Source organism: Rivihabitans pingtungensis (genome assembly GCF_003201855.1).
Classification (GTDB): domain Bacteria; phylum Pseudomonadota; class Gammaproteobacteria; order Burkholderiales; family Aquaspirillaceae; genus Rivihabitans; species Rivihabitans pingtungensis.
The window spans coordinates 20,483-36,516 of record NZ_QJKI01000009.1; the positions used below are offsets into that span (position 1 = coordinate 20,483).

General features: G+C 60.6%; 11 protein-coding genes. 7 read left to right on the top strand and 4 right to left on the bottom strand.

Annotated features, from left to right (window positions below; translation table 11 throughout):
• Positions 1-156: 156 nt before the first annotated feature.
• Complete coding sequence (locus DFR34_RS08515) at positions 157-1,176, top strand: porin (RefSeq protein ID WP_110390722.1); 1,020 nt, start codon at positions 157-159, stop codon at positions 1,174-1,176.
• Positions 1,177-1,732: 556 nt separating this feature from the next.
• Positions 1,733-3,352, top strand: coding sequence for a methyl-accepting chemotaxis protein (locus DFR34_RS08520; RefSeq protein ID WP_158281773.1), 1,620 nt, complete (start codon positions 1,733-1,735; stop codon positions 3,350-3,352).
• A gap of 33 nt (positions 3,353-3,385) precedes the next feature.
• Here DFR34_RS08520 and DFR34_RS08525 read toward each other — a convergent pair whose 3' ends face one another.
• Both DFR34_RS08525 and DFR34_RS08530 read right to left on the bottom strand, forming a co-directional pair.
• The gene (locus tag DFR34_RS08525) at positions 3,386-4,738 is read right to left on the bottom strand and encodes an aldehyde dehydrogenase family protein (RefSeq protein ID WP_110390724.1); all 1,353 of its coding nucleotides are present in this window, start codon (positions 4,736-4,738) and stop codon (positions 3,386-3,388) included.
• 107 nt (positions 4,739-4,845) lie between these two features.
• Positions 4,846-6,015 carry an NAD(P)H-dependent flavin oxidoreductase gene (locus DFR34_RS08530; protein WP_110390725.1) on the bottom strand — a complete coding sequence of 390 codons (1,170 nt, stop codon included), beginning with the start codon at positions 6,013-6,015 and terminating at the stop codon, positions 4,846-4,848.
• Positions 6,016-6,337: 322 nt separating this feature from the next.
• Here DFR34_RS08530 and DFR34_RS17110 point away from each other — a divergent pair, with 322 nt between their 5' ends.
• From DFR34_RS17110 to DFR34_RS08545, 4 genes are all read left to right on the top strand, one after another.
• Positions 6,338-6,514 carry a hypothetical protein gene (locus tag DFR34_RS17110; protein WP_158281774.1) on the top strand — a complete coding sequence of 59 codons (177 nt, stop codon included), beginning with the start codon at positions 6,338-6,340 and terminating at the stop codon, positions 6,512-6,514.
• Positions 6,505-7,974: a methyl-accepting chemotaxis protein gene (locus tag DFR34_RS08535; protein WP_110390726.1), complete on the top strand. Its 1,470-nt coding sequence runs from the start codon at positions 6,505-6,507 to the stop codon at positions 7,972-7,974. Before DFR34_RS17110 ends, DFR34_RS08535 begins: the two co-directional genes overlap by 10 nt.
• 353 nt (positions 7,975-8,327) lie before the next feature.
• Positions 8,328-9,938 (top strand): methyl-accepting chemotaxis protein, encoded by a 1,611-nt coding sequence (locus tag DFR34_RS08540; RefSeq protein WP_110390727.1) that lies wholly within the window; start codon positions 8,328-8,330, stop codon positions 9,936-9,938.
• Between the two features lie 337 nt (positions 9,939-10,275).
• Positions 10,276-11,886 (top strand): methyl-accepting chemotaxis protein, encoded by a 1,611-nt coding sequence (locus tag DFR34_RS08545; protein ID WP_158281775.1) that lies wholly within the window; start codon positions 10,276-10,278, stop codon positions 11,884-11,886.
• Between the two features lie 79 nt (positions 11,887-11,965).
• On the opposite strand, the gene DFR34_RS08550 is transcribed toward DFR34_RS08545, so the two are convergent.
• Positions 11,966-13,603: a methyl-accepting chemotaxis protein gene (locus tag DFR34_RS08550; protein ID WP_110390729.1), complete on the bottom strand. Its 1,638-nt coding sequence runs from the start codon at positions 13,601-13,603 to the stop codon at positions 11,966-11,968.
• 476 nt (positions 13,604-14,079) lie between these two features.
• On the opposite strand from DFR34_RS08550, the gene DFR34_RS08555 reads away from it, so the two are divergent.
• Positions 14,080-14,334 (top strand): hypothetical protein, encoded by a 255-nt coding sequence (locus tag DFR34_RS08555; protein WP_110390730.1) that lies wholly within the window; start codon positions 14,080-14,082, stop codon positions 14,332-14,334.
• 75 nt (positions 14,335-14,409) lie between these two features.
• Here the strand turns inward: DFR34_RS08555 and DFR34_RS08560 are convergent, their stop codons facing one another.
• Complete coding sequence (locus tag DFR34_RS08560) at positions 14,410-15,999, bottom strand: right-handed parallel beta-helix repeat-containing protein (RefSeq protein ID WP_158281776.1); 1,590 nt, start codon at positions 15,997-15,999, stop codon at positions 14,410-14,412.
• Between the last annotated feature and the right edge of the window lie 35 nt (positions 16,000-16,034).

The following is a 16,034-nucleotide window of genomic DNA, read 5'->3' on the forward strand; positions in this document are numbered from 1 at the left end:
GAAGCCAACTATTCGGGCTGTGTTTGTATTTTCACAACGTCAACGACTATATTCGCCTCCATGACGTCGCCGTCTCTTGCGCGATGCACAGACGTTCTTTCTGGGCGGCCAGGCCGCGACCAACTGAACTTTGACTGACTTGAAAGGATTTTCCCCATGAAAAAACTGATCGCTCTGGCAGTTGCTGCCCTGCCGATGGCCGCCATGGCCGACGTGACCCTGTACGGCACCGTCGAAGCCAGCATCGAAAACGGCAAGGCCCTGACCTACACCGGCGGCGCCAAGAAGTCCACCACCCGCATCGATGACACCGGTTCCCTGATCGGTTTCAAGGGCAGCGAAAACCTGGGCAACGGCCTGAAGGCTATCTGGCAAGTTGAGCAAGCCCTGTCCATCGACGGCACCAACGTCAACGGCAACAACACCTGGGCTACCCGCGACAGCTTCGTGGGCCTGACCGGCAACTTTGGTACCGTGCGTCTGGGTAAGCTGAGCACCTACCTGAACTCCGACATGGAAAAGTTTGACGCCTGGATCTACGGCGCTGGCGTGAACGGTGCTACCGTGACCACCGCCAACACCCTGGACGGCCGTCTGAACAACGCCATCCGCTACGACAGCCCGAACCTGAACGGCTTCAAGTTCACCGCTGCCTACGGCTTTGACGAAGCTCGCACCACCATCAACGGCAACCGCTCCAACAAGGCCGTGTGGAACCTGGGCGCTGGCTACGAAAACGCTGGCTACTTCGTTGACGCTGGCTACGTGGCTTTCCAAGACACCGACGCTTCCGGCTCCAAGGATGGCAACTACTGGCGTCTGGAAGGTGGCTACAACGCCAACAACCTGCTGGTGGCTCTGGCCTACGGCCAATCCAAGCTGTACAGCGGTGCTGTGAACGCCACCAAGGCTAAAGAAGCCGCCCTGACCGTGGGTTACACCATCGGCGCCCTGACCCCGAAGTTCACCTACGCTCACGTGTGGGACACCAAGACCAACGGCGTGAAGGCTGACGACGGCATCAACCAATACGTGATCGGTGTGGACTACGCCCTGTCCAAGCGCACCACCGCTTACACCTCCTTCGGCTATGTCAAGCACGACAACGTGATCGTTGCCGGCACCGACGAGCGCAAGGAACGCACCCTGGCCGTGGGCGTGCAACACAAGTTCTAATTCGGGATTTTCCTGAATCGAACAAAAAAGGTGGCTTCGGCCACCTTTTTTTATGCTCTGCGCCAACGCACCTGAGCACACATCCTGTCCAGCCTGATCGGCGCAAGCCGCCCTCCGCCATTCCTGGCATGACATCCTGCTGTTTACCTTCAGAATCTTGCACCCAGCTATCCGTGTGCATGATCAGTTCTATGCCACACTCAGGCAAAAATCGGCCATTTATCACTAAAAACAAGCAGATACGCTATTTAGCGTATTGACCCATGCCAATCGCTGCCGTAGCGTAAGCGTCCGCGCCATCAGGCGGAATACGTCCTGTGCCAGGCCATGGCCAGAAAACACAATGGCCCACGATCAACATCGTGGGCCATTGGGCACAAAACAGGGGGCGTGTTTCGCGCGAGTCGGCAAGCGCTTGGAGTCGCGAGCATTCGGGACTTACTTTAGAACCCTGCGCAGGATTTGCCAATGTGGCATTTCGTCGCAGCCCCCTGTACTGGCACTGCTTCTGTCACATGTCAATTTTGTGAAGTGTCATCGAAACGAAAGACTCACCATGAACGCCCTGAAAGTTTCCACCCGTCTGTATCTGCTGACAGGCGTACTGCTGGCGGTGTCCGTCGCCATCGCCCTGTTGGGCCTGCGTGGCATGGAACAGGTGGTGGCCGGGCTGGACAGTGTGTACAAAGACCGGGTAGTGCCGCTGCGCGACATCAAACTGGTATCCGACGCCTATCTGGCGCTACCCGGCCGCCTGGTCAGCCAGGTGGAAAGCCGTGAACAATCTGGCCCACAGGCGGCGCAGGCGCTTACCCAGCAACTCAAGCGGGCCCGCCAGCACTGGCATGACTACCTGGCCACCTATCTGGTGGAAGACGAGCAGCGTGAAATCGCCAAGCTCAAACCGCTGCTGGCCGAAGCCGACCGTCAGCTGGATGGCTTGGTGGTGGTGTTGAACCAGCAAAACCCGGCCACGCTGACTGATTTTCCGCATCAGGACCTGGAGCGCACCCGCAACGCCATGCAAGGGCCCTTGGATCGCTTGGTGGCGGTGCAATTGGAAGTGGCCAAAGCCGAGTACGACAACTCGCTGGCCTTGTACCACGCCAGCCAGCGCAACAGCCTGATCCTGCTGGCGCTGTCGCTGCTCTTGGGCGTGGGCTTTGTGCTGTGGATGGCGCGTACCTTGGGCCGGCAACTGGGCGCTGAGCCGCAGGAAGTGGCCGAGGTGGCCGCGCGCATTGCCGCCGGCGACCTGCGCACGCCGATTATCTGTCAGACGCCGGGCAGCGTGATGCAGGCCATGCAGAAAATGCAAAGTAGCCTGCAACACCTGCTCGGCCAAATCCAGTCCGGCGCGGAACACCTGGCCAGCGCCGCCGCCAGCCTGGCAGCCACGGTTGAACAAGTGGCCGGCAGCACCAGTACACAAAGCGAATCCACCGCCTCGATTGCCGCCGCGGTCGAAGAGCTCACCACCAGCATCGGCCATATTTCCACCAGCGCCCAGCAGGCCGCGCACACCGCCAGCGCAGCGGGCGCACTCAGCCAGGAAAGCGGCCAGGCCACTCAGGCAGCCATCAGCGAGGTAAACAATATCACCACCGCCGTGCACCATAGCGCTGGCGCCTTGGCCGAGCTGGACGGCAAATCACGGGAAATCTCGCAAGTGGTGAATGTCATCCGCGAGATTGCCGACCAGACCAATCTCTTGGCCTTGAACGCCGCCATTGAAGCGGCCCGCGCCGGTGAGTCTGGCCGTGGCTTTGCCGTGGTGGCCGATGAGGTGCGCAAGCTGGCCGAACGCACCGCCGCCTCCACTGGCGAAATCAGCGCCATGGTCAACGCCATTCAGGCCGATGTGGAACACGCCAGACAGCGCATGAGCGACGGCGTCAGCCAAGTGGAAAGCGGCGTCGAGCGCGTCGCCACGGTGGGCGAGGTGATGCACAGGCTGGGCGGCGGCATCGACCAAGCGCTGAAGGCCATCCGCGACATCGCCAACTCGCTGACCGAACAAGGCAACGCCAGCAATACCGTGGCGGCCAATGTGGAAAAAGTCGCGCAAATGACCGAAGAAACCTCCGCCGCCGGCCACACCCTGCGCGACGCCGCCGAAGGGCTGAACCAACTGGCCGCCAGCCTGCGCGCCACCGTGGGCCGCTTTCAGCTATGAAGCACAGCGGCGCAGCACGCGCCGCGCGGCGCTTCAACGCTGCCAGTAGGTTTTGACATTGACAAATTCATACAAGCCAAACTCGGACAGCTCGCGGCCATAGCCCGAGGCCTTTACCCCGCCAAACGGCAGGCGCAAGTCCGAGCTGGTGTGGCGGTTGATGAACACACTGCCGACTTCCAGCTCGGCGGCCAGCGCCTGGGCGCGTTCGACGTCGGCGCTGTAAATGCTGGCGCCCAGGCCAAACGGCGTGTCATTGGCCAGGCGGATGGCGTCCAGGTCTGAGTGGGCGCGCAGCACGCTGGCCACCGGGCCAAAGGTTTCTTCGCGCCACACCCGGCAGGCGGGGCTGATCTGATCCAGCACGGTGGCCGGGTAGAAAAACCCCGGCCCGTCGGGCAGTTCGCCGCCCAGCAGGCAGCGCGCGCCGTGGGCGCGGGCGTCGATCACTTGTTGGTGCAGGGCGTCGCGCAGGTCGGCGCGGGCCAGCGGCGCCAGCGTGGTGGCCGGGTCGCGCGGGTCGCCAGACTGCAAGCGGCGGGCGACATCCAAAAACGCCTGCAAAAAATCCTCGGCAATCTCAGGGGCCAGCACCATGCGCTTGGCGGCGTTGCACGACTGGCCGGCGTCCCGAAAACGCGAATGCGCGGCTTCTTCGGCGGCCAGGGCAATATCGGCGTCGGCCAGCACGATGCAGGGGTTGCTGCCGCCCAGCTCCAGCACGCTTTTCTTGATGTGCCGGCCGGCCAGCTCGGCAATGCGCCGGCCGGTGTGGGTCGAGCCGGTAAACGCGACGGCATCCGAGGCGGCAATGGCCGCCTCCACCTGCGGGGTGTCGATCCAGGCCACGTCCAGCGCGTCGATGCCGGCGGCGCGCACCAGCGCCAGCAAACGCTCAGTGGTCAGCGGCACCGACGGCGCCGGCTTGACCAAACAGGCATTGCCGGCAGCCAGCGCCGGCACGGCAAAGCGCAGCACCTGCCACACCGGGTAATTCCACGGCATCACCGCCAGCACCAGACCCAGGGGCTCAAAGCTGACGCCAGAACGGCTGGCCAGGGTGGGGATTTCCTGCGTGGCCAGCAGCTCGGGGGCGAGGTCGGCGTAGTAGTGGCACAGCTTGGCGGATTTTTCCACCTCGGCGCGGCACTCAGCCAACAGCTTGCCCACTTCGCTGGAAATCAGCCCGGCCAGTTCGTCGGCGTGGGCCAGCAATTGCTGACTGAGCGCGCGCAGTGCGTGGCCGCGTTCGGCCACTGGCAAGCGTCGCCAGGCGGGCTGAACGGCGCGCAGGGCGGCAATGCTGGCGTCAAGTTGCGCCGGCGTCCACGCCGGGCGGGAATAAAACCCGACGCCGGTGGCCGGGTTGCAGCTGGAGAAGGTCATGGTCGGAAAGCATAAAACAAAGCCGCCTGATACGCAGCATGTTTAACAAATTAAACAAGTCTGCGCATCAGGCGGCGGTCACGGTCGGAGGGGCGAGATGGCGGGGTTTACGCAGCCAGATTGGCCGGCTTCACACCAGTCAGCAGGTAGTCGATCAGTTCGCGCGCGCTGCGGATGGCGTGGCCAAACGGCAGGCTTTCCGAGCCACGGAAGAACAGGCCCTTGCTGACTTCGCCACGGAAGGCGGAGGACAGTTTCAGGTCGATGCAGAACTGCCCCACCTTGGACAGGCCATCGCGCAGGCCGCACACGCTCAGGCAGTCCAGGCCCTGGGTGCAGCGCTTGGGGTCGGCCTTGGCGTTGGCTTGCAGAATGCTTTCGCGCTTGAGGTAGCTCTTCAGGAACGGCGTCATCACCCCGCGCGCCGGCAGGCCGGCCACGCTCATGAATTCGACGATGTCTTCCGGCTTGGCGTCGGCCAGCACTTTTTTGAAGTTGGGGTGGGCGTCGCCCTCGTGGGTGACGGCAAACGCGGTGCCCACCTGCACGCCGGCAGCGCCCCAGCCCAGATAGGTTTTGACTTTTTCATAGCTGTTGACCCCGCCGGCAACGATCAGCGGAATTTTTTCCCGCTCCAGGCCCAGGGTTTTGAACAGCTCGAAGGTTTCGTCCAGCACGCGCTTGAACTCAAAGCGGTCGTTGTCGATGTCTTCTTTTTTCGCCGCGCCCAGGTGGCCGCCAGCGTACTTGGGGTGCTCGATCACGATGGCGTCGGGCAGGCGGTTTTTCTTCATCCAGCGCTTGATGACAATGCCGATGCCGCGCGACTCGGACAAAATCGGCAGCAGGGCGACATCCGGATAACCCTGCACCATTTCCGGCAGGTCCAGCGGCAGGCCGGCACCCATGGTGATGGCTTGCGCACCCGACTCGCAGGCCTGGCGCACATAGGCCGCGTGGGAATCCACGGCCTTCATCACGTTCACCGACACCATGCCATGACCTTGGGCGATGTCCAGCGCGGCCTTGACCTCACGATCCAGCGCAATCAGGTTCAGACGATCGTAATCGGCTGCTTCGGTGAACTTGGCTGATTCTTCCACCAGATCGGCGTGCAGATGGCGCAAATCGACACTGGCGATAGTGCCCACTCCCCCCTCCTTGGCCACCGCGCCAGCCAGCCGGTGCGCCGACACGCCCACGCCCATGCCGCCTTGGACAATGGGCAAAAGGGTGCGGCCTTTGATGATCAGGGGAGAAAAAGCATGCTCGGTCATGGTGGGTCTGGCTCAAAAAGGAAGTCGCAAGTGTGGCCGGGAAGGCCCCTGGCGCGCGTTGACGTGGGTCAACAGCGCAGACGAATTATAAGGTTAGCCCGGTCGGAAGTCTCAATCGTTCGATTGTTTCATTGCCGGCTTGCCCAGGCACCACGCAGGGTGGAATGCCCCTTGGCGTCAACTTATGCCATCACAATTCAAAAAAACAAACCATATGCTCACGGCACGCTGCAATCACTGCTCCTAACCGCGTCACACTTTACAAGAACTTAACATTTCAAACGCATACTCTATGGCAAACCCCTTCCAGACAGGTGAAGCCATGCGCACACACTCGGCCCTGCGTTCGCACGCCGACATGATCCGTCGAGATCTGCACGAGGCCTGCGAACGACTTGACCAACACCAGCAACGCTTGCGTGATTTGCTCGACGCCATCGGCCATACCGATACCTACACCGACGATGCCAACCAAGAGGAAGATGCCGAATGCGTCTGACCATCCGCCACAAACTGTATATTTTCAGCGTGGTGGCTATGCTGGCGCTGGCCGCCATGGGCGCGCTGGGATTGATGGCCGGCTATCTGGCCGACGCGCAACTGCACCGGCTGCGCCATGATCACGGCCAGGCGCTGGCGCGGCTGAACCAAATGGACAGCGCCTTGCGCGCCACGCCGCAGCCGGCCTGGCCCGTGCTGAGCGAATTAAGCACACAAGCACCCGAGCTGTTCACCGAAGCCACTTTGCAGCCGGCATGGCAAGCCTGGCTCACGGCCGCCACACAACATGATGCCGCAGCTGCCCTACACAGCTGGCGCGCACTGGCACAAGCCACCCAGCAGTTGATCGACCGGGAGCAAAGCGAACAAGACCAGTTGCGCCATCTGTTGTTTCAGGTGATTTTGTGGGGTGGCGCAGCGCTCAGCATCGGCCTGCTGGCGCTGGCGCGCTGGATCATCCGCACCATTGTCCGCCCCTTGCGCACCCTGGAAGCCACCGCCAGCCAAACCGCCAGTGACCTTGACCTGACCCGCCGCTGCCAACTGCGCGGCCATGATGATGAAGTGGCTCACAGCATTCAGGCTTTCAATGCCCTGCTGGATGCCATCGGCGACAGCTTCCGGCTAGCAGAGACAGCCAGCAGCCAGGTGGATGGCAGCGCCGAAGAAGTAGCCGGCGCCTCACAGCAGATTGCCCGCGCTGCCGAAGCACAAAGTGAATCCACCCTGAGCATGGCTTTTGCCATCGAGCGTTTTCAGATTGGCGTACGGCAAAGCCGCGAAGAAGCCCACTTTGCCCTGGAGTCCGCCAGCCTGGCCGAGCGGCTGGCCAGCGAAAGCGATCAAGTGATCGTCAAGGCAGCGTTGGACATTCAGGACATGGTTGCCGCCATCCAGCGCTCGGCCCAGGATGTGTCGCAGTTGGCCGAGCGCTCGGAAGAAATCAACCGCGTGGTGCAATTAATTGCCAATGTGGCCGACCAGACCAATCTCTTGGCGCTGAACGCGGCAATTGAGGCCGCCCGCGCCGGCGAACAGGGCCGTGGCTTTGCCGTGGTGGCCGATCAGGTGCGCATGCTGGCAGAAACCACGCGCAGCGCCACCCGCGAGATTGGCGGCTCGATTCAATGGGTGCAAGAGCAAACCCGCCATGCTGCCGACAATCTGCTGCAAGGTGAAAAACTGGTGAGCTTTGGCGTGGAGCTGATGCACGGCCTGGCCCGCCCACTGGAAGAAATGCGCGACAGTGCCCGCACAGCCCACGACAAGCTGGATCATCTGATGGAAACCCTGGCCCAGCAACAGGAAGCCAGCGATACCATCGGCAAGGACATCGAAGCCTTGACCGTCATCAGCGAACAAAACAGCGCCGCCGCCAGCCAGAGCGCCAATGCGGCACTGACCTTGCACGAAGCGGTGCGCACACTCGGCAGTCAATTGGCGCGCTTCGGGTTTTAAGCGTCGCGCCCAAAACCCGCTGGCGTTGTTGTGTGAACTTGCCGTACACCCATACAGTCTGTGGTCACCCACTTGGCCAGTGGTCGCTTCGCTGAGTTTGCCAAGTCACGCTAAACAGCCACTCACCGCCAGTGACGCGATATTGTCCGGCTTAGTCCCAGGCAAAAAGCCCGTCATGATATCGCGCTGTTTTTTATCTCATTTTGTTGATAATGGTTTTTCTTTTGAATTTTTCTTGCGCCGCTCGGCGTGTGTGCGGCAGATAGTGCTTGCCTTGCTTCATGAAACCGTCTTAACTTGGTTTTACAATTCAGTATTTCTACGGTTTCTTTCTGCAAGAGTAGGTGCAGCCCATGAAGATTTCCCACCGCCTGGCCCTCATTATTTTGTGCGCCGCAACAGGCTTTGTCATTCTCTGCGCCTACTCTTTGTATGTGGTGCGCGACTCGATGATCTCCGAGCGCAAAGCAGCCACTGAAATTCACGTGCGCATGGCCGGTAATTTGATTGCCCAATTCCAGGCCGCCGAAAAAGCCGGCAAGCTCAGCCGGGAAGAAGCTCAGCGCCAGGCGGCACAAGCCATTCGCGGCATGCGCTACCAAGGCGATTACATGTATCTGCGCAGCTTTTCTGGCTTATCTATTGTGCACCCGGACAAGCGCAAAGAAGGCAAGACAGATGGTGGGGGCACCTTGTCAGACGGTCGCACCCTGATGCAGGGATATCGGGATGTGCTGGCAAACAGCGATTTTGGTTACGTGTCTTTGTACACAAAGCGTGTGAACGGCAACGTGGACGTGCCAAAAATCAACGGCGTGCTGAAAATTGCGGATTGGGACTGGATTGTTGGCACAGGGGTATTTCTGGACGATATCGATGCCATCTTCTGGAAGCGGGTATGGCAGTTTCTTGGCATTGGCGTGGTCGTACTGAGCTGCGTCATTGGTCTGGCGGTGTGGATGTCCCGGTCGATCTACCGGGTGCTGGGCGGCGAGCCCGCCTATGCCGCACAAGTGGCGCAAGCGATTGCCGCCGGCACGCTGAATCAGCGCATTGATGGCCAGGCCAGCACCGACAGTCTGCTGGGCGCCATGGCACGTATGCAGGAACAGCTGCGCAGCATGGTCAGCCTGATCCAGCACAATGCCAGCCAGCTGAATCACTCGGCGCATGGCATCAACCAGCAGATGGTTGACATGACCGATATGGCCAATCAGGCCTCGGATGCCGCCACCTCGACCACGGCGGCAATTCAGCAACTGTCGAATAGCGTGTTGCACATCTCGGACAACGCCCAACGTACGCAAACCCAATCCGCACGCGCCGCCACCCTGGCTGCCGACGGCGGGGCGCTGGTCAATGATGCGGCCAGTCACATCCAGCATGTTTCCGAACAGCTGGAGCAGGCATCCAGCCAGATTGCCGCGCTGGATCAGCGCGCGGCCGAGATTGGCGGCATCGCCGGGGTGATCAAGGACATTGCCGACCAGACCAATCTCCTGGCACTGAACGCGGCCATTGAGGCCGCACGCGCCGGCGAACAAGGCCGTGGCTTTGCCGTGGTGGCCGACGAGGTGCGCAAACTGGCCGAGCGCACCACCGAAGCCACCACGCAAATTTCCAGCATGATCGACGCCGTACAGCGCGACACCCGCGAGGTGGTGGGCAGTATGGGCGCCGCCGCGCCGCAGGTGGAAAGCAGCGTCGGCAAGGCGCAATCGGCCGCACGCGCGCTGGAAGAAATCCGCGCCGGCGCGGCGCTGACACTGGACAATATCCGCGATGTGGCCAACGCCACCCAGGAACAAAGCGCCGCCAACCAGAGCGTGGCCGACCATATCGAGCGCATTGCCAGCATGGTGGAACATTCAGCCCGCACGGCTGCGCAGGCCCGGCAGAGTGCCACCCAGCTGGAAGCCTTGGCAGGTGAATTGAATGCCGCCGTGGCAAGGTTTCAGGTGTAAGCGCCACAACCCCCATCCCACTTCACACAACGGCGCGCACCGCTTTGGGCGCGCCGTTTTGCTGCGTCATGCCCCCATCAGATTTCTACTGATTTTTACCCCCCGCCACGTAATAGCACCAAGGCATAATTTGCTTGCCTAAAATCTCGCAGCAGCATTATCATCGCTATGGCACACACTCCACAAAAGCAATAAAAAATTCATTTAAATCAGCACAATAAAACATTTTGACGCATCCTTGACCGGCCATACCCATGTCGAGGAGCCTCATGCACATGCTCATGCACGCCATAAAATCAGTATTTCTACGTAGCATATTTCACCGTGGATGCGTCTCATGAAAATATCCCATCGTCTGGCCCTGATTGTGCTGTTTGCCGCGGCAGGGTTCATCGCCCTTTCGGCCTATTCACTGTACGTGGTGCGCGACGCCATGCTGTCCGAGCGCAAGGCCGGCATCGAAACCCATGTGCGCATGGCCGGCAACTTGATCGCCCAGTTCCAGGCGGCCGAAAAAGCCGGCAAGCTCAGCCGAGAAGAGGCCCAGCGCCAGGCGGCGCAAGCCATTCGTGGCATGCGCCACAAGGGCGACTATATGGTGCTGCGTGATTATTCCGGCCTGTTCATTGCCCACCCGGACAAGCGCAAAGAAGGCAAGATTGATCCGGGCGGCAAGTTGCCGGATGGCCGCACCACCATCGAAGGCTACCGCGAGGTGCTGGAAAAAAGCGACTTTGGCTATGTGCTGTTTTACACCCGCCGACCGGATGGCGATGTGCAATACCCCCGGCTGAATGGCGTGCTGAAAATCCCGGAATGGAACTGGATTCTGGGCACTGGGATGTTTCTGGATGATATCGACGCCTTGTTCTGGAAGCGCGTCTGGCAGTTTGTCGGCATTGGCGCGGCGGTGTTTATCTGCATGGTGGGCATTGGTGTGTGGATTTCTCACGCCATTTACCGCGCGCTGGGCGGCGAGCCTTCGCACGCCACCCGCGTGGCGCAGGCCATCGCCAGCGGCCAGCTGAACCAGCGCATTGACGAGCGGGTGAACGACGCCAGCCTGCTGGGCGCCATGGCGCGCATGCAGGAGCATCTGCGCGGCATGGTGCAGCAAATCCAGCACAACGCCAACCAGCTCAACCAGTCTGCCCATGGGATTAACCAGCAAATGGTGAATATGGCCAGCATGGCCAGCCACGCCACCGACGCCGCCACCTCCAGCACAGCGGCCATCCAGCAATTGTCCAGCAGCGTGCAGAATATCTCGGGCAACGCCCAGCGCACGCAAACCCAATCGGCGCGCGCCGCCACCCTGGCCGAGGACGGCGGCGGCCTGGTGAACGACGCCGCCAGCCATATCCAGCAGGTGTCTGAGCAGCTGTCGCACGCCTCCAGCCAGATTGCCGCGCTGGACCAGCGCGCCGCTGAAATCGGCGGCATTGCCGGGGTGATCAAGGACATTGCCGACCAGACCAACCTCTTGGCGCTGAACGCGGCGATTGAAGCCGCCCGCGCCGGCGAGCAAGGCCGGGGCTTTGCCGTGGTGGCCGATGAGGTGCGCAAGCTGGCCGAGCGCACCACCGACGCCACCACACAAATCGCCAGCATGATCGACGCCGTGCAGCGCGACACCCGCGAGGTGGTGGGCAGCATGAGCGCTGCCGCGCCGCAGGTAGAAAGCAGCGTGGGCAAGGCGCAATCAGCAGCGCGCGCGCTGGAAGAAATCCGCGCGGGCGCGGCGCTGGCGCTGGACAATATCCGCGACGTGGCCAGCGCCACCCAAGAGCAAAGCGTGGCCAACCAACGGGTGGCCGAGCATATCGAGCGCATCGCCAATATGGTGGCGCAGTCGGCAGACACCGCCAGCCAGGCGCGGCACAGCGCCCAGCAGCTGGAAGCGCTGGCTGACGAGCTGAATGCCGCCGTGGCCAAGTTCCAGGTGTAAGCCTGGCCGGTTGGTCCGTCATGCAAAACGGCGCGCCCAGTGGGCGCGCCGTTTTTTATGCTTGATCCCCGCCACCGACTCACGCCAGGCGAAAGTGCGCCACCTCGCCATCCAGCCGGGTGACCACGCCCAGCAGCATATTGGCGGTGTCAGCGGAGCCGCGCGCTACCGCGCCAAACTGTTCCGCCGCGTTGGCCACCCGTTCAACATGGCTGCCGATATGGCGGGCAGCCTGGCTTTGTTCTTCCAGCGCGGAAATCAGCTCGCCCAGCTCTCGGCGGGTGTCGCCTGCGCCTTCGCGCAGTTGGCGCAGCGGATCGACCAGTTCGCGCACCAGCGTCACGCCAAATGTCACCACCTGCTCACCTTGCAATAAATTCTCGGCCGCCAGCTCGGTTTGTTGCTGGATACTGCGGATCATCTCGTCAATTTCGGTCGTGGCGCGGGTCGTGTGCTCCGCCAGCTTGCGCACTTCATCGGCCACCACAGCAAAGCCCCGGCCTTGCTCGCCCGCGCGAGCAGCTTCAATCGCCGCATTCAGCGCCAGGAGATTGGTTTGATCGGCGATGTCGTTAATTACGCCAACAATACGGCCGATTTCATGTGTACGCCGAGCAAGTTGCGCCACATCCTGGGCCGAATTGTCGATGGTGTCGATCATCCGGTTGATTTCAGTGGCGGCCTGACTGAGTAGATGGTCACTATTCCCCGCCAAGGCCTCTGAGCGCTCAGCCACTTCTTGCACACGCACCGAGGTGCTGGAAAGCGTTTCAATATTTCCCACCAATTCTTCTACCGCAGCGGCCATAGTGGCTGTGGACTGGCCTTGTGTCATCGCACCAACAGAAATTTGCTCGCAAGAGGCGGAAAGGTCTCGTGCCGCCGCACCAACTTCCAAGGAAGCGCCATGTACATTGCCGATCAAGGCACTCAAGCCGGCACGCATGGCGGCCAGTTTGCCCAACAAGCTTTCTGGCGCAGCGTTAAGTAAGCTCGCTTGTATGGTTAAATTGCCCGAAGCAATATGCGACATTGCATCACTGACCACACGGGGATCCCCGCCTAGCGGCCGCGTGACACTGCGCACGATCCATATGCCTGCGCCAATCGCCAAAACGGCCGCCGCCACAGACAGCCCCGCCAGAATCGTTTCCAGTTGTCGGGCTTTTTCGCTGGCGTGCTTACCATTAGCATCCAGCTTCTGGTGCTGAATATGCTGGAAACGATCCATGGTTTGTGAATACAAGACCAACGCCGGCAAGCAACGTCGCTGAAACTGATCACGGGCCTGTGGCGTTTCTCCGGTATCCAGATGCTTCAATACCTGCTCGACACTGCTGACAAACTCAGTCCTGCGTCCGGCCAGTTCATTGAGTATCTGCCGCTCTTCTGACTCAGTCACCAACGCCAGCAATTCACTGCGGCGCTGACTCATGATCGACAGTTTTTCGGGCAAGCCTTGTTTGAATTTTTCATAACGCTCGGGCTGATCTTCTTCCACCAAGAGATAAAGTTCAGTCGCCATCTGACTCAAGATAGAAGCGACATCGTTCCCCAGGCTGACCTTGCGGGCATCCACTTGCGCCATGCGCTCAATGGTTGCCCGGTTGTCCCGGACGCCATGCCAGCCAGCCGCAGCCAGCGCCAGCAATAACGCAAATAATGCCGCAATGCCAAGCATCACCCGTTGCTTAAGCGTCAGCGGAGTGAACTTCATGTCGTCTTTACCTTAACGGTTCGTTGGCGATAAAAAAAGCCGACAATGCAGCCGGCCGAAGTAAAACATGCATTTATTTTTCATTGACTACGAGGCACAGAGGGTGCGGGCAATTGCTGACATACACGCGCCATTTCAGCGCGCAAGCTCGCCATCGCTTCGCAGAGGCGAGTCAATTGCAGACTGATGCGCTGAGCACAGAACGGAGCCTGGGCATTCATAAAAGGCTTTCTTGATTGTCGTGGTAACCAGATGCTTGCTATCAAGCAAATTGAGGAATTTAGGCTCATGACACACCATAGTATGCAGAAATGACGTTACAACGGGATGACTCAACGATGGGAGCCTGAGCTCACGCACACAGTCCTCTAGTCTCCTGAGATGCCCATCATTTGTGCACTTCGAGGAGCGCAAATTGACTGAGCGCACCGCGTATAGCACTGGCGATATTTGCGGGTCAACGCACTGACGATGCCTTGCAGGCCATCGCCAGCGTCCATGCATGCGTGCGCGAGGCGGATGCCGCCGGCACCGCACAAGAAATCGCCCTGATGGTGGATCAGCAAGCCACCACCGCCCAAGACATCGCCAGCGGCATGGAAACCGTCAACGCCATGAGCGAGCAAAATCCAAGCGGGGTCCGCCGCATTACCGAGGATGCACGTCAGTTGCGCGGTGCCGCGCAAGCGCTGCATGAGTTGGTGGCGCATGTGGCCGCCTATCCAGCATGACGCCAGCCCGGCGCGCACAAGGCGCGCCGGGCTGGCAAAGGCAGGGCATACGCCCTGCGGGGGAAGATGGCAGGCTTAGTTGACGATCTGACCAAAGCCTTTCCAGACGCTGGTGGTGCTATCGCCACCTTGCACACAAATCCAGCCAGCATAGCCTCCTACAGCGGGGGCCGTGCTGTACACCACATCCCCTTGCACGGCCGGTGCGCTGGCCAACACCGAAGCACCCGGCGTATGGAAATGCTGGATGCGTTGCATCTTGTCACCGCCGCTATCCTTGCCCAGCAAGCGGTTAAAGCGTTGTGGCGGATCGTACACAATGGTTTCGGCACCATTGATGATCAGTCGCCCCAGCACCACCGAACTGGTCAGCGGGTTGCTGCCCGCCGTATCAATGGCGCAGTTGCCCACAAATACAGCCTGGATATTGGATGTCCCGGTGTTGTTGGCCTGGGTCATGCGGGTATCGGTGATGATCATCAAGCCATTGCTGTAGCCCAGCTTGGCCGTGACGGTGTCCACCTGGCACTCGGTCAGCTTGACGCCCGCACTGTTATTGCCAAAGTCCAGCAGATACCAGCTTGAGTGGGTGTACACCTGGCCGTTGTAGTCCAGGGCATCGGTAAAACGGCAACGGGTAAACTGGGTGGCACGACCACGTTCGGTGGTGGTTTCGGCAAACGGGGTCACCACTTGTCCTGCCAGGGTGCAATCCGTGAAATGCACACGCGGGCTATTGGGCTGGGCGGCGTAGGACGAGGTGCCGATGAGCGTGCTGGAATAAATCGACAGATCCGAGCTGTTGGTGCCGGTGGAATAAAAACCGGGGCCAACGTTGTCGATCATTTCGCAGTCCATGAACACCCCTTGATTGACAAAGGATGTGCTGTCCGGCACCACGGCCACCCCGGCCGACACGGCAGAAGCAAACACACCACGGCCACTGAAATTAAACTGGCAATTCATGGCGGTCAGGCCACTGCCGCCCTCCAAACGCAGACCATTGCGCGCATTGCGCAGACAGCGCACATCGTGCAGCGTCACCGGCTTGCGCAGGGTTTCCTGAGTGGCATTGGTGGCAGCCACCGAGACGCCATCCAGGCCTTGGTCATGAATGTGCAGGTTTTCCAGCAAGATGGATGCGTTATCCTTCAACCACACACCGGTAGCATTCAGACTGCGACCCACTTGAGTCCCCCACTGCCCCCCCAAGATCAGTTGGTCGGCATTGCCATCCAGCTCAAGATCGCTGACTGCGACCCCACCAGTATTGCCTTCCAGATGAATCATCCGATAGGCATGGCCGGCATGATCGGCATCGGTATAAGGCAGCGAAGGCGTCACCGCGATACCCGTCACCGGGTCAAAAGCCCCCAGCTTCAGGCCGTTGGCAATGGAGAGCACGGCGCCATTGCCTTCAATAATGACCGGCTGGCTGCAATTGGTAATTTTGATGATGGGGTCAGCTCGATAGGCGTAGCCCAGCCCGGTCTGGCCGGCCAGGGTTTGTGCACCAACCACATAATGCCCGGCCGGGATACGCAAGGTTCCCCCTCCTTGCGCGCTTAGCGCCAGACTGGCAGCGGCAAATGCGGCAGTGTCATTGGTGACGCCATCACCCACGGCGTTGTACGGCGCATCTTTGACATTGATAATGTTCTGCATGATTGAACTCCAGAAATAAATCATGAAAGGCAGTG

What these genes read in the sequence shown, in the direction of transcription:
- DFR34_RS08515 (WP_110390722.1), top strand. Translation starts at nt 157, where the DNA reads ATGAAAAAACTGATCGCTCTGGCAGTTGCTGCCCTGCCGATGGCCGCC.
- DFR34_RS08520 (WP_158281773.1), top strand. Translation starts at nt 1,733, where the DNA reads ATGAACGCCCTGAAAGTTTCCACCCGTCTGTATCTGCTGACAGGCGTA.
- DFR34_RS08525 (WP_110390724.1), bottom strand. Translation starts at nt 4,738, where the DNA reads ATGACCTTCTCCAGCTGCAACCCGGCCACCGGCGTCGGGTTTTATTCC.
- DFR34_RS08530 (WP_110390725.1), bottom strand. Translation starts at nt 6,015, where the DNA reads ATGACCGAGCATGCTTTTTCTCCCCTGATCATCAAAGGCCGCACCCTT.
- DFR34_RS17110 (WP_158281774.1), top strand. Translation starts at nt 6,338, where the DNA reads ATGCGCACACACTCGGCCCTGCGTTCGCACGCCGACATGATCCGTCGA.
- DFR34_RS08535 (WP_110390726.1), top strand. Translation starts at nt 6,505, where the DNA reads ATGCGTCTGACCATCCGCCACAAACTGTATATTTTCAGCGTGGTGGCT.
- DFR34_RS08540 (WP_110390727.1), top strand. Translation starts at nt 8,328, where the DNA reads ATGAAGATTTCCCACCGCCTGGCCCTCATTATTTTGTGCGCCGCAACA.
- DFR34_RS08545 (WP_158281775.1), top strand. Translation starts at nt 10,276, where the DNA reads ATGAAAATATCCCATCGTCTGGCCCTGATTGTGCTGTTTGCCGCGGCA.
- DFR34_RS08550 (WP_110390729.1), bottom strand. Translation starts at nt 13,603, where the DNA reads ATGAAGTTCACTCCGCTGACGCTTAAGCAACGGGTGATGCTTGGCATT.
- DFR34_RS08560 (WP_158281776.1), bottom strand. Translation starts at nt 15,999, where the DNA reads ATGCAGAACATTATCAATGTCAAAGATGCGCCGTACAACGCCGTGGGT.